Genomic DNA, 513 nt, shown 5'->3' with positions numbered 1-513 from the left:
ATTACATTCCCATCAACTGTTAGTGGCGTATATGGTGCTACAACCGTATTCGCTTGTGCTAAAGTAGAATTTAGCCAGGTTAAGCGAGTCTGTTTATCTGGGGTTCCTACCCCAGCATCGGCCAAAACTTCGTTGCCTACTGTAATTTTGGCATCGATTACTTTCGATTTCCCATTGGCTTTAACTGTAAATTTTCCAGCATAAATACCTGCAGCAGTATTTTTAGGAATGTTGACCGTAATCCACATCGGCTGAATTTTGCCAGAGGCTACATTTACATTTTCGACCAAAGGTTTGTTATCATAACTTGTTCCATTGGTATTTAAGCAGTTAATGTATTTTGAAGAAATTACTTTTCCGGCTGAATTTTTTAAATCACCGAAGCTAACCACTACATTTTTCAGATCTTTTAAAGCAAATACGCCTAATTGAAAAGCATAGTTTTCACCTTTGCCAGCCGATCCTGTAAAAGTATTTGCAGCGCCTTTTTGCACCCAGCGATAAGGTAAATCG

1 protein-coding gene is annotated in these 513 nt (G+C 38.8%); it reads right to left on the bottom strand.

Translation table 11 applies throughout. From position 1 onward, the window contains the following. Positions 1-513 (bottom strand): glycoside hydrolase domain-containing protein (locus AC1DND_RS29295; protein ID WP_477586542.1); only part of this gene is annotated, 513 nt, incomplete at both ends.

The organism is Pedobacter sp. 01N416 (genome assembly GCF_056399685.1).
The sequence above is the reverse complement of the archived record's forward strand: the minus strand, read 5'-3'. Positions and strand labels throughout refer to the sequence as shown.